Origin of the sequence: Glycomyces rhizosphaerae (genome assembly GCF_042647865.1) — a bacterium.
GTDB lineage: Bacteria > Actinomycetota > Actinomycetes > Mycobacteriales > Micromonosporaceae > Glycomyces > Glycomyces rhizosphaerae.
The window spans coordinates 1-12,751 of sequence record NZ_JBHRWO010000011.1; the positions used below are offsets into that span (position 1 = coordinate 1).

General features: G+C 69.4%; 10 protein-coding genes. 2 read left to right on the forward strand and 8 right to left on the reverse strand.

The genetic code is table 11. The features are described 5' to 3' along the window. Window positions 1-829: 829 nt before the first annotated feature. The 8 genes from ACFO8M_RS14220 to ACFO8M_RS14255 are packed head-to-tail and all read right to left on the reverse strand — an operon-like array spanning window position 830 to window position 10,227. The gene (locus ACFO8M_RS14220; protein WP_387976414.1) at window positions 830-2,452 is read right to left on the reverse strand and encodes a long-chain-fatty-acid--CoA ligase; all 1,623 of its coding nucleotides are present in this window, start codon (window positions 2,450-2,452) and stop codon (window positions 830-832) included. Between the two features lie 51 nt (window positions 2,453-2,503). Next, on the reverse strand, window positions 2,504-3,706 hold the full coding sequence (locus ACFO8M_RS14225) for an ROK family transcriptional regulator (protein ID WP_387976417.1): 1,203 nt from the start codon (window positions 3,704-3,706) through the stop codon (window positions 2,504-2,506). Next, window positions 3,703-4,596 carry a DUF6807 domain-containing protein gene (locus tag ACFO8M_RS14230; protein ID WP_387976420.1) on the reverse strand — a complete coding sequence of 298 codons (894 nt, stop codon included), beginning with the start codon at window positions 4,594-4,596 and terminating at the stop codon, window positions 3,703-3,705. The genes ACFO8M_RS14225 and ACFO8M_RS14230 overlap by 4 nt, the downstream gene beginning before the upstream one ends. A gap of 15 nt (window positions 4,597-4,611) precedes the next feature. Next, entirely contained in the window at window positions 4,612-5,493 is an 882-nt protein-coding gene (locus ACFO8M_RS14235) for a DUF6807 domain-containing protein (RefSeq protein WP_387976423.1), read from the reverse strand. Further along, on the reverse strand, window positions 5,486-6,973 hold the full coding sequence (locus ACFO8M_RS14240) for a glycoside hydrolase family 43 protein (protein ID WP_387976426.1): 1,488 nt from the start codon (window positions 6,971-6,973) through the stop codon (window positions 5,486-5,488). Before ACFO8M_RS14240 ends, ACFO8M_RS14235 begins: the two co-directional genes overlap by 8 nt. 29 nt (window positions 6,974-7,002) lie before the next feature. Beyond that, window positions 7,003-7,905, reverse strand: coding sequence for a carbohydrate ABC transporter permease (locus ACFO8M_RS14245; protein ID WP_387976429.1), 903 nt, complete (start codon window positions 7,903-7,905; stop codon window positions 7,003-7,005). A 10-nt stretch (window positions 7,906-7,915) separates the two neighbouring features. Next, entirely contained in the window at window positions 7,916-8,866 is a 951-nt protein-coding gene (locus tag ACFO8M_RS14250) for a carbohydrate ABC transporter permease (RefSeq protein ID WP_387976511.1), read from the reverse strand. A 23-nt stretch (window positions 8,867-8,889) separates the two neighbouring features. Then, window positions 8,890-10,227 carry an ABC transporter substrate-binding protein gene (locus ACFO8M_RS14255; protein WP_387976432.1) on the reverse strand — a complete coding sequence of 446 codons (1,338 nt, stop codon included), beginning with the start codon at window positions 10,225-10,227 and terminating at the stop codon, window positions 8,890-8,892. A 200-nt stretch (window positions 10,228-10,427) separates the two neighbouring features. On the opposite strand from ACFO8M_RS14255, the gene ACFO8M_RS14260 reads away from it, so the two are divergent. Both ACFO8M_RS14260 and ACFO8M_RS14265 read left to right on the forward strand, forming a co-directional pair. Continuing rightward, entirely contained in the window at window positions 10,428-11,477 is a 1,050-nt protein-coding gene (locus tag ACFO8M_RS14260) for a pectate lyase family protein (protein ID WP_387976435.1), read from the forward strand. Window positions 11,478-11,697: 220 nt separating this feature from the next. After that, on the forward strand, window positions 11,698-12,729 hold the full coding sequence (locus ACFO8M_RS14265; RefSeq protein ID WP_387976437.1) for a hypothetical protein: 1,032 nt from the start codon (window positions 11,698-11,700) through the stop codon (window positions 12,727-12,729). The last annotated feature ends 22 nt before the right edge of the window (window positions 12,730-12,751 follow it).

Consider the following 12,751-nt stretch of genomic DNA (forward strand, 5'->3'; position numbering starts at 1 on the left):
TCCAAAACGACGCACACCAACGGCAAGCCCACACGCTCGCGGCTTGACAAACATAAGGGAACCTCTGGCCATCTGCCTGCATTGCACGGACGTCGATACCGGTGTCGGGCCATGAGGAGCCCGGTGTCGCTCGGCCACGGCCCTGATGCGATCACCCGCTGAACCATCCCGGCAGGGAAGGGGAAACGGTATGCACCGGACTGGCTGACACCAGGACGGAGAGCGGTGGGTGCCGCAATGGCGCTCGCCGGCAGGCCCAGGCTGGATCGAAGGATCAGCGGCCAAGGGCCAAGAGGTCGGCCCCCTGAAATGCAAAAGGGAGGCCAGGGGTCTCACGGCTCGTGCCGGTGAAGGTCAAAGCCGCAGATCGGAGGCCTCGGGCGTACGTCGAAGGGCCAGAAGCGGAAGCAGAGGAAGGAGGCGGCAGGAACATGACGATCACAACCATGACCACGCCCTCCGCTGGCTTCTCCCGCATCGCCGCCCGCCCGGCGCCGGGATCGAGCCGAACCAGCCCGGCCCACCCGATAGCGACGCGACCGACCCCGCTCCGGCGACCCACCCCCGGGCCACCTCCCACCACTCCTTCGCTGAGTGCCTGAACCTCGCGCCAGACCCGGCTCCGGCCAGACACCCTCGGGCAACCACTCACCACTCCGTCGCTGATCGGTTGAAGCCCCATCGAATACCAGCCCGGGTCGGTCCCGCCCGTGCGCAAGACGTCCGCCACCGAGTCCGGCGGGAACCCTGTCACTACTAATGAACGACGACACCCGGCGATCACCAGGCATGACACCCTCGCCAAACCCGTAACCGAACAGCGTTGCGCCTAACCGCCGTAGTTCCGTTGGAGCTCGCGCTTAAGGATCTTCCCGCTGGGGCCCAACGGGAACGCCTCGACCACGTGGACCACGCGCGGGTACTTGTACGCGGCGATCTTCTCCTTCATATAGGCCACGAGTTCGGCAGGATCGGCCTCGACGCCCTCGGCCGGGACGACCGCCGCGTGCACCTCCTGGCCGTGCGTCTCGTGCGGCACACCGAAAACCGCGGCGAGCGAGACCGCCGGGTGGCGGGAGAGCACGGCCTCGACCTCGGTCGGATAGACGTTGTAGCCGTTGCGGATGATCATGTCCTTCTTGCGGTCGACGATCGTGATCACCCCTTCCTCGTCCACAGTGCCCAGATCGCCGGTGCGGAACCAGCCGTCGACCACGGCCGTGGCGGTCGCGTCGGGGCGGCCGAGGTAGCCCTTCATCAGGTTGTGGCCGCGCGCCACGATCTCCCCGAGCGCGCCCGGCTCGGGCAGAAGCACGATGCGGTCCTCGACCTCGGGGTCGGCGATCGCGACGTCCACGCCCCAGATCGACTTGCCCACGGTGCCGGGCCGGATCGGCTCCGATTCGAGGTTGAAGCTGCACACCGGAGAGGTCTCGGTGAGCCCGTAGCCCTCATGGACCGGCGCGCCGAACGCCGCTTCGAACGCCTCCAGCAGCGCGGTCGGCAGCGACGCACCGCCCGAGAGCGCTGAGCGCAGCGGTGGGCGATCGGGTGTGCGGTTCGCGGCCGCGACCATCGCCGCGTAGTTCGTCGGCACGCCCGCGAACACGGTCGCCTTGTGCTGCACCAGAAGCCGGAGTGCTTCGTCGGCGTCGAACTTCGGCAGCAGGATGATCGCCGCGCCGCGCCGGAAACCGGCGTTGAGGACGACGGTCTGCCCGAACGTGTGGAAGAACGGCAGCCCGCCGTAGAGCACGTCGTCGGGCCGGTAGGTGAAGGTGTCGATCAGCCACGTGTGGACCTGCTCGACCAGCGCGAGGTGCGAGCCGACCGCGCCTTTGGGGGTGCCGGTGGTGCCGGAGGTGTAGAGGATCGTCGCGGCGGCGAGCGGGTGCATCGAGGCGTAGCGCTCGATCGGTTCGGCCACGAGGGCTTCGTCTTCAAGGCGCGCAACGGGTTCGCCGTCGAGCGCGAAGCCTTCGGGTGTGAGGACGGTGAGGAGAGGGACCCCGGCGAGCGCGGCCGCAGGGGCGGCTTCGGCGAGGAGCGGGGCGGCGGCGACCATCAGGTCGGCTTCGGCGTCTTCGAGCACGAAGCGGATCTCTTCGGCCTTGAACAGCAGGTGGACCGGGACGACGACGGCGCCGAGGGCGAGGGCGGCGTAGTAGACGCGCGGGAAGTCGGGGACGTTCGGGACGAGCATCGCCACTCGCGAGCCGCGTCCGATGCCGCGCGCGGCGAGCGCGCCCGCGTAGGCGCGGGTCTGCTCCCAAAGGGCCCCATAGGTGATCGTGTGATCCATGAAGTGCAGGGCGGGAGCTTCGGGTCTGCGGCTCGCGGCCTCGGCGAGGACGGCGGCGATCGAGAGGGTCCCCTGGCCGGGGCCGTCGACCGCGTCGTCGTGTGCGCGTCCCGGCGCGTCGTCCTGTGCAGGTTCTGGCTGGTGCGACATTGCACGCCTCCTTCGTTCACCGCTCATCCTGCCCTGCTCGGGCGGGATTTGTCACCGTGTGGAGGCGAGCCAATCCGTGGGGTCGCGGCGGATGCGGTCGACGACGGCCATCGCGGCGCCGATGGCGGCGGCGTCGGGGCCGAGGGTGGCGGGGCGGACGGTGATCGGGGCCCAGCGGGCGGAGAGGACGCGCTGGTTGATCTCGGCTTCGACACCGGCGATGAGCCAGGAGGAGAGGAGGGCGAAGCTGCCGCCGAGGAGGACGGTGTCGATGTCGAAGAGGTTGAGGACGTTGGCGACGGCGACGCCGAGGGCGGTCGCGGCGGTGTCGAGGGCGGCGATGGTTTCGGGGCGGCCGGCGTCGGCCCAGGCGAGTAGGGCGGCGTCGGCGGTCTGTCCGGCGGGGGGTGTCTCGCCGCCGAGGATGGCGGCGAGGCTGGCGTAGGTCTGGAGGCAGCCCCGGGAGCCGCAGCGGCAGGGTTTGCCGTCGGGGTCGACGGTGAGGTGGCCGAGTTCGCCGCCCCAGCCGTGGGAGCCGCGCATGAGGCGGCGGTCGAGGATGATGCCCGCGCCGATGTCGAGTCCGCCTGAGACGTAAAGGAAGTGGTCGGGTGTGGCGCGGTGAAGTTCGCCTCGGGCGGCGAGGTTCGCCTCGTTGTCCACAGAGGTGTGGAGGTCGAGGTGGGCGAGGCGTTCGGCGAGGAGTGCGCCGGCGTCGACGTCGCGCCAGCCGAGGGAGGGGGCGGTGCGGACGATGCCGCCGTCGGTCGGGCCGGGGACCGCGAGCGTGGCGGTGACGACGGTGAGGCCTTCGGCGGATGCGGCTTCGGCCGCTTCGTTCGCCATGTGCGCCAAGCGGTCGAGTACGGCGGGGGCTTCGGCGTCGGTGAACGGCGCGAAGGCGAGGTGGCGTACGGCGCCGCTGAGGTCGACGACGCAGGCGGCGAGGCCGTCGGTGCGGATGTCGAGGCCGAGTCCGGCGGGGCCGCGGCGGGAGACGGTGAGTCCCATGCGGGGCCGTCCGGCCCGGCCGTCGGGGGTCGCGCCGGTCTCGGTGACGAGCCGGCCGGCGATGAGTTCCTCGACGATGCGGGTGATGGTGGGCCTGGTCAGGCCGGTCGCGGCGGCGAGTTCGGTGCGTGAGACCGGGTTCTCGGCGGCGAAGACCTGCCGGAACACGAGTTCGAGGTTCAAGGCGCGCAGGCGTTCTTGGCGGGCGGGGTCGTTCGAGCGGGTGCTCCCGGGGGCGTTCATGCGGGGGGCCGCGCTGCTTCGGCGAGCGCGGCGGCCGCGTCTTCGGTGAGGTTGCCGTCTGCCACGACAGCGAGGATATGCCGTTCGATCTGCTCGCCCGGATCCAGCACCATGGGGCGGTCCCAGGTGAGCGATGAGCCGACGCCGAGGTAGTCGCGGGCGCGCACGAACCAGCGGTCCCCGGCGGTGGTGGCGTCGGCGGGCACGAACAGCATCGTCCATTCGCGACTTTCGCGGTCGGCGCCGGAGACGGAGAGCCACGGGGCGGTCGTGCCGTGGACGGCGCGCACGCCGGCCCCGGCCGGGCTCTGGACGCGGACTTCGCCGTAGAGGGCCGGGCCGCGCCAGAAGAAGCCGCCGTAGCCCGCACCGACGCGGCCGAGCGCGGCGGGGCTGCGGATCTGCAGCGGCCGGTCGGTGGCGTTGGTGAGCCGGGTCTGGACCGAGAGGGTCCAGGCGTTCGATGTCAAAGGGACGCAGGCGATCGCGCGGCGTTCGCTCAGCAGTGCCGCGCCGTCCCGGTCGATCCAGTTGAGTGTGTGCGCGAGTTCGGCGTCGGTGTGGCGCAGCCAGCGGCGGTGCCGCTGGGCGCCGTGGTCGTCGAGCCAGGCCGGGCCGTGCCCGGCGACGAAGGTGCGGCCGCCCCAGAAGTTGCGGCCCCCGATGTCGGGCGCGGCGATGCTGATGCCGAGCTGGTGGGTGTGCGAATGGGGGCGGGCGTCGGTGACGACGCATCCGGCGAGGGTGCGCACGGGGTGGAGGAACGGCCGGGGCGCCGTGGAGGCGGGCAGCTCGGAGTGCCACACGTAGCTGGCCACTTCGCGGCCGTCGACCTGCAGCGGGACCGGCTGGTCGGCGTCCAGGGCTCGGACAGTGCCGGAGTGCTCCATTGCGGCTCCAATCACTTATGCCTCGCGGGGTGCGGGGCTCGCCGCGACGGCTTCCACCAGGCCCTCGATCGATCGGGGACCGAGGTCGCCGTCGGCGACTACCGTGATGATACGACGACGCGGGCCCTCGCCCGGGGCGGCCGTCAACGGCTCCGACCAGGCGAGCGCGGGGCCGACGCCCACGTAGTCGCCGCCGCGCACGAACCACGGATCGCCTTGGCCCGCAGCGTCTATGAAGACGAGCGTCCAGGGTTCGGGGCCGGTGGCGCGGAGTGCGAGCCATGGGGCGGTCGAGCCGTGGAGGCGTTCGACGCCGGAGACGCCGGGGCCGAGGATCGTGACGGTGCGCAGCCCGCGGCGGGCCCGCCAGAAGAACCCGCCGTATCCGGCTCCGGTGCGGCCCTTGGCACCTGGGCTGGAGATGACGAGCGGTTCGGGCGTGAGGTTCTGGAGCGAGAAGCGGAAGTCGAGGGCCCAGGCGCGGTCGTCGACGGGGCGGGCGGCGATGCGGCGGCGTTCGCGCAGGAGTGCGGCGCCGTCGGGGCCGATCCAGTGCAGCTCGTGCGCGAGGACGCTGTCGCCTCGCGCGTCCCAGCGGTGGTGGCGCTGCACGCCGTGGTTCGGCAGCGGCACGGAGCCTTTGCCGCGCACGTAGGTACGCCCGCCCCAGAAGTTCGCGCCGCCCGCGTCGGGCACCGCGAGGCTCACCCCGAGGTGGTGGAGGTGGTCCGGCGGCATCGCCTCGGTGACCGAGGTACCGGCGAGGGTGCGCACGGGATGCAGGAACGGCCTGGGCGACAGGGTGTTCGGCACGTGTGGTCGCCACACGTACTCCGCTACCGTCTGGCCGCCCAGCGTCAGCGGGTGCGTCTGGGCCAGGGTCAGTTGTTCATCCATGGGCGTCCGGGGCGGTGGGGCACGGGGTGGTGGGGCGCAGTCGCACCGCGCCGAATACGCCCGCTCCGCTCCCCTTGCCGTGGGCGAAGAGTCCGATGGCGGCGCCGACCCAGCGTCCGGCGGTGGCCTGGAACGGCGGCCCGACCGGGCGCAGCGGGGTGCCGGCGAGGAACTGGCAGCGGCCTCCGGCGTCGACTTCGACGCCGAGCGCGATGGTGTCGCCGTCGACCGGAGTCGCTGGGGCGGCGTCGTGCTCGATGTCGCCGTCGGCGGTGCGGTGCACGAGTTCAAGGCCCGTGTAGGTGCGGGCCAGGCCGATCCAGGCGTAGGTGTCGCCGACTACCGCGAGTCCGGCGCGGGCGCCCGGTTCGGCGTCGTCGAGGCGGAGCGTGGTCTCGGTCCGGCTGGGGTCGCCGGGCAGGTGCCGTCCGAGCAGGTTCGGCAGGTGCCGCAGGTCCTCGGTCCCGGTGTCGACGCAGGCGAGGCGGAGGTCGGGGCCGGTGCGCGCCCAGTGCGGCTCCGGGTTGGCCTGCCAGGTCCATTGCAGACCGATGCCGTTCGTGAAGTCCTCGGGGGGAGCGGTGGCGGTCCCGCCGGGGACGGGGACGGGGCCGTGGGCGACCGGTGTGCCGTCTTCGCCGATCACGGGCCAGCCGTCCTCGCCCCAGCGCATCGGCTGGAGGTGCACGACCCGCCCGAACGGGCCGCGGTCCTGAAAGTGCAGGAACCAATCCGATCCGTCCTCAGTGGTCACCCAGGCGCCTTGGTGGGGCCCGTTGACGTCCGAGTCGCCCTGTTCGAGGACGATCCGCTCCTCGTAGGGCCCGAAGGGATCACGGGAGCGGAACGCGGACTGCCAGCCGTTGGTCACACCCCCGGCGGGCGCGAAGATCCAGTACCAGCCGTCGCGCTCATAGAACTTGGGGCCCTCGAGGGTGCGGTAGCCGGGCAGTGCGTCACCGTCGATCACGACCGCACCGTCATCGAGGAGCGCGGTCGCGTCGTCGTTCATGCGGTGCACGGTGAGGCGGTTGCTGATCCCGGAGCGGCTCTTGGCCCAGCCGTGCACGAGGTACGCCGAACCGTCCTCCGCCCAAAGGGGACACGGGTCGATGAGTCCCTTGCCGGCCTTCAGGAGATGCGGCCTCGTCCACTCCCCCGCCGGGTCCTCGGCGCTGGTGACGAACAGGCCGCGGTCGGGATCGGGGTAGACGATCCGGTACCGGCCCGCGTGGTGACGGATCGCCGGGGCCCACACGCCGCCGCCGCGCTGCGGGGTGCGGAAGTCCGCTTCGGGCACCTGGCGTTCGAGCGCGTGGCCGATGATCGTCCAGTGCACGAGGTCGCGGCTGTGCAGGATCGGCAGGCCCGGCACCCGGTGGAAACTGGAGGCGGTCAGGTAGAAGTCGCCGCCGACCCGGATCGCGTCGGGGTCGGACCAGTCCGCGTTGAGGACCGGGTTGCGGTAGACGTCGTTCAAGGCGTTCCCGTTCGTCGGTTGCGGCCGCTTTATTTCAGGCCGGTTGTGGCGATGCCCTTGACCAGGTATTTCTGGCCCGCAATGAAGAAGCCGATGATGGGCGCGAGCGACAGGACCGACATCGCGAACATCTGGCCCCACTGCGACTGGCCTTCGGAGTCGATGAACTGGCGCAGCGCGAGCGGCACCGTGTACAGCTCCGGGTCGGTCAGGTACAGCAGCGGCCCGAAGAACTCGTTCCACACCGAGATGAACGTGAAGATCGCGGTGGTGGCGAACGCCGGGCGGCACAGCGGCAGGATGATGCTCCAGAAGGTGCGGAACGGGCCGCACCCGTCGATGCGCGCCGCGTCGTCGAGCTCCTGCGGGAGCGAGCGCATGAACTGCACCATCAGGAAGATGTAGAACGCGTTGGTGGCCAGGAAGTTCGGCACCAGCAGCGGGTAGTACGTGTTGAGCCAGCCGAGCTTCGCGAACAGGATGTACTGCGGGATGAGCAGCACGTGGCCCGGCAGCATCATCGTGCCGAGCATGAGCGCGAAGAAGAGCTTGCGGCCGGTGAAGTTCAACCGCGCGAACCCGTACGCCGCAAGGGAGCACGAGAACAGGTTCCCGACGATGCTCAAGACCACGATGACGATCGAGTTCGAGAAGTAGACCCCGAAGTCGTACTCGAGGGCGTTCCAGCCCTCGGTGTAGTTGGACGGGCTCCACTCGGCCGGCCACAGGGACAGGTCCGAGAAGATCAGGTCGTTCGGCTTGAGCGAGCTGGAGACGAGCCACAGCAGCGGGTACATCATGACCAGGCCGATGACGCACAGGATCACGTGCCGGGAGAAGCGGCTCTTACGGGTGCTGCCGAAGCGCTCGATGAGCGCGTCGGCGTCCTCGTTGGGCTTCGCGGCCCGCGGGGATTGCAAGGTCGATGACATGGGAGGGACCTCAGCTGTCGTAGTTGACCCAGTACTTGGCGGTGAAGAAGGTGATCGCGGTGAACACGGCGATGATCACGAGCAGGGTCCAGGCCATCGCCGAGGCGTAGCCCATGTTGAACTGGCCGAAGCCCTGCTGGTAGAGGTACAGGTTGTAGAACAATGTGGAGTTCGCCGGTCCGCCGCCGCCGTTGTTCATGACGAAGCCCTGCGTGAAAGTCTGGAACGAGGCGATGAGCGACTGGATCAGGTTGAAGAAGATGATCGGACTCAAGAGCGGCAACGTGATCGAGCGGAAGCGCCGCCATTTGGAGGCGCCGTCGACGGCCGCGGCCTCGTAGTACATGACAGGGATCTGCCGCAGGCCGGCCAGGAAGATCACCATGGGCGAGCCGAACGTCCAGATGTGCAGGATGATCAGCGTCGTCAGCGCGTAGTCGGGGTCCGAGGTCCAGGAGATGGCGTCGACGCCGAACCAGCCGAGGAACGCGTTCACGATTCCGTCGAATCCGAAGACGTAGCGCCACAACAGGACGACGGCCACGCTCGCCCCGAGGAGCGAGGGCAGGTAGAACACGGCCCGGTACCAGGGCAGGCCCCTGATGCCGCGGTTGAGGATCATCGCGACGCCGAGTGCGGCCGCCAGCGACAGCGGCACCGACACGAAGGTGTACACAAAGGTCACTTTGAGCGACTTGAGCAGCACCGGGTCGCGGAACATGTCCGCGAAGTTCTCCAAGCCGATCCACTGTGGCGAGTTGAGCAGGTTGTAGTCGGTGAAGGCCAGGTAGAGCGAGGCGAAGAACGGGACGATCGTGAAGAGCATCCCGATGAACCACGGCAAGAGGAACAGGTAGCCGGCGCGGTCCTTTCGCGCCCTCCGGCCGCGGCGAAGCTTGCGAGCCGTAAATTGGCTCAGTCGCTTGCGCCGCGGCGCAGGAGGGGCGACCGCCCCCGGCATGACGGCGGTTTCGGTGGACGTGGTCACCCTTCGATCGCCGCCGTCGCCTCGGCGATGAACTGGGCGGCTCCGTCGGCGGGCGTCTGGCGCCCGAACTCGACTTCGACGGCGATGACGTCGAGGAAGTCGGCGATGGCGCTGCCGCCCGGCGGGTAGGTGTAGGAGCGCGGCAGGTCCTCGGCCTGGAGGCCCATGAGGTATTCGGTGGCGACCAGGTCGTCGGGCTCCAGGGCGTCCTTGATCTCCTCGGCCACCGACGAACTCGCCGGGACGCCGCGGGTGGTGCCCGTCGCGAGCGAGGCCTCCGGGTCGTTGGTGAGGAAGTCGAGCAGCCGCACGGCCTCCTTGGGGTGCTTCGAGGCCTTGGCGACCGACCACAGGTGCGGGCAGTCGACCGACTGGCCGCGGCGTACGGCCTGCACCTCGCCGGGAATGCGCAGGAGCACGAGGTTCCCGCCGCAGGCCTCGTTGTAGCCCAGGAAGTTGTTGGTGGGGATGATCTGCGAGGCGAGCTTGCCCTGGGCGATGTAGGAGGACTCGGGGCCGCCGCCGATCTCCTCGAAGAAGCCCGCGGGCGGGTAGGCGCCGGACTGGCGCAGTCCGTCGATCATCGTGAACCAGGCCTCCATAGTGGCCGCGGAGGCGCCCAGTTTGCCGTCCTCGGTGAACAGGTCCTCTCCCTGCTGGCGGACCCAGACCACCACGTTCTGGAGGGTCTGCGCGTCGAAGCCGGTGCCGTAGACCTCTTTGCCGGAGGCGTCGCTGATCGCCTGCGCGAAGGCGCCCAGGTCGTCCCAGCTCCAGGTGTCGCCGTCGGGGATCTCGACGCCGTACTGCTCGGCGAAGTCCTTGCGGATGACGAAGCCGACGGCGTTGAGCCCGGCGGGGACGCCGAAGACGCTGCCCTCGACCTCGGCCAGGTTGGCGGCGTTCTCGCTGAGTCCACTCAGGTCGATGTCGTCGCCGTACTCGTTCAGGTCGAGGAGCGCGTCGCGGTCGGCGTACTCGCGGAGTGAGTCCATGCGCATCGCCATGAGGTCGGGCGCGTCGCCCGCGGCGAAGCGGGTGGCGAGCTTGTCCTGGTAGGGGCCGGAGTCCTGGTATTCGACCTTGATCTCGATGCCGGGGTTGTCCTCGAGGAAGATGTCGAGGGCGGCTTGGGTCTTCTCGGCGCGGGTGGCGTCGCCCCACCAGACCATGTTGAGGGTGACGCCGTCACCGGATTCCTCGTCGCCGCCTCCGCCGAAGCCGCGCCCGCAGGCGGCGAGCCCGGGGACGGCGGCCAGGCCGAGGCCGGAGAGCTTCATGAGGTTGCGGCGGTTGAACTCTGAGCCGGAGCCGGGGGGTTGTTCACTGGTCACGCTGGTGGTCCCTTCACGCGGACGAGGGGTCCGGGGTATCGATCGGACTCTATGAGTGGGACCAGGCTAGAGCGCTTGCCACAGTTATGTCAAGCCATGAAAGAAATTGGAGCGAACTTATGGCAACCCATTGACGGTAATCGATGATCGCCCTACGCTGAGCCGAGAAGACGCCCACCCTCCATCGTTAGGAGCGTCACGTGAACCCTTGGCAGACAAGGAAACTGCGCCGAGCCCTCGTCGCCGCGACGGCCGCCGCGGGCATGGTGCTCGCCGGCCTCGCCGTCGCCACGACCCTCCCGAACGCGAGCGCCGAACCCCCCAGCCGCCCGCGGCAGGGCTGGTCCGACACCGCGGACGGCTTCGCGTCCCTCCCGGGACTGGGACGCGGACCGACCACCGGGGGCGCCGAAGGCGAGACGGTCACGGTCACCACCCCGGAAGAGCTCAACCGGTACGTCACCGCCGAAGCGCCGTACGTCATCCAAGTCGCCGACGCGATCGACATCAGCCCCAAGGGAACCGAGCTCAAGGTCGCCTCGAACAAGACGATCATCGGCGTCGGGACCGAGGGCGAGATCGTCGGCGGCGGGTTCTTCCTCGGCACCGGCGTCCACAATGTCATCATCCGGAACCTGACCATCCGCGACACCCTCATGCCCGAGGACGACCCGGACGACAAGGAATACGACTACGACGCGATCCAGCTCGACACGGCCGACCACATCTGGATCGACCACAACAAGCTGACGCGCATGAACGACGGCCTCCTCGACAGCCGCAAGGACACCACGTTCCTCACCGTGTCGTGGAACCGGTTCTTCGACAACAACAAGACCTTCGGCATCGGCTGGACGTCCAATGTGACCTCGCAGATCACGATCCACCACAACTGGTTCAAGAACACCGTGCAGCGCAACCCCAGCGCGGACAACATCGCGAACCTGCACATGTACAACAACTACCTGCAGAACGCCTCCGCGTACGGCAACTACGTGCGCGGGGCGACGAGCGCGGTCATCGAGAACAGCTACTACGAGGGCACACACAACCCGTACTACACCGTTTCGGGCGAGCTGGTCCAGCGCGGCAACGTCACCGTGGACTGCACTTGGGACGATGACGTCATCACCGAGCAGGGCGACGCCTTCGACCCGAGCGACTTCTACTCCTACAAGGCCGACCCGGCTTCCGCCGTCCCGGCCCTCCTAGGCGAATTCAGCGGCCCGCAGCCCGAGATTGGGACCTGAGCTGCGAGGGGTGTTCCTAGATAGACACTGCCACTGAATTCCGGATGCGGCCCTGGCACTGTGCACCGGTGTCGGGGCCGCGTCGCCTCTCGGCGGCCCGCAGTCCGCCGTTGCGCTCGCCATCGCATGAGATTCCGGAATCGGTCGGCGCGTTCTAGCCGCAGCAGGCGCCTCCATTTGACAGGCTGTCCGAATGCCACACATCCTGTCCAAATTGTCATTGACTGCCGCATTCGGACTGGTCGGCGCCGCCGCAATGGCGGCCCCGGCACAGGCGCAGGCGCAATGGACGCCGCCCGCTCTCGAACTCATCTCGGCCTCCTGCACCATCGACGGTGAATGGGCCCTCGAATGGTCGCTGACCGACACCACCGGCACGGTCGACGAGCCCGAGGAGTACACCTACACGGTCGCCGAGATCATCACGCAGATCGGCGCCGACTCCGGCCCTTGGGAGGACGCCGTACTGGAGGGCGCCTTGCAGGTCGGCGCGGTGCTGCCCCATACCGGCGAAGGGTCCCTCATCGGCGTCCAGATCGTCCCGGGCGACACCGAGCGGGTCAAGCTGAAGGCCCAGTCCGACCGCACCGTCCCCGTCGTCGACGGCAGGCGCAACGAGGGCCGGGGGCTGAAGAACTCCCTCCAGCACGCCGTCGAGCTGGGCGACTGCTCGGTGCCAGCGCCTCCGGAGCCCGAGGACGTCCCTGAGCTCGACGTCGGCGTCGGCATCGTCATCGCCGACGACATCGCCCCGGAGCCCGAGGAAGTGGGCGTCGAGGCGGAGTGGGTCGTCGACTTCTCGCTTCCCGAAGACGCTCCGGACACGACGATCGAATATGAAATCTTGGCGGACGTCGGTATCGGCGACGGCGGCAACAACGACGTCACCGTGGTGGGCCAAGTGGATACCGGCGATTCGACGCTGCGCATCCCGGTCAGCGGCCCAGTGCAGGAAGTCGAGCTCGTCGCGCTCGAACTCGTGGTCGACGACGGCGACGGCGACAGCGAAGCGATGCTCCTCGAGGCCGAGTTGCCCGCGATCGATCCCGGGACCGGGACCGGGACCAGGACCGGGAGCGATCCGACCACGCCCGCCGACCCGGACCGGTCGACGCCGACGGCGCAGCCGACGCTGCCGACAACGGGAGTGCCCGTCGGGGTGACCGTCGGCGCCGCAGGGGCGCTCATCGCGGCAGGTGCCTTCGTGCTCAGTCGAGCGAGGGCGCGGAAGCGGCACGAAGGCGCCTCCTGAAAGCCGGTCCGTTGCGGAACCG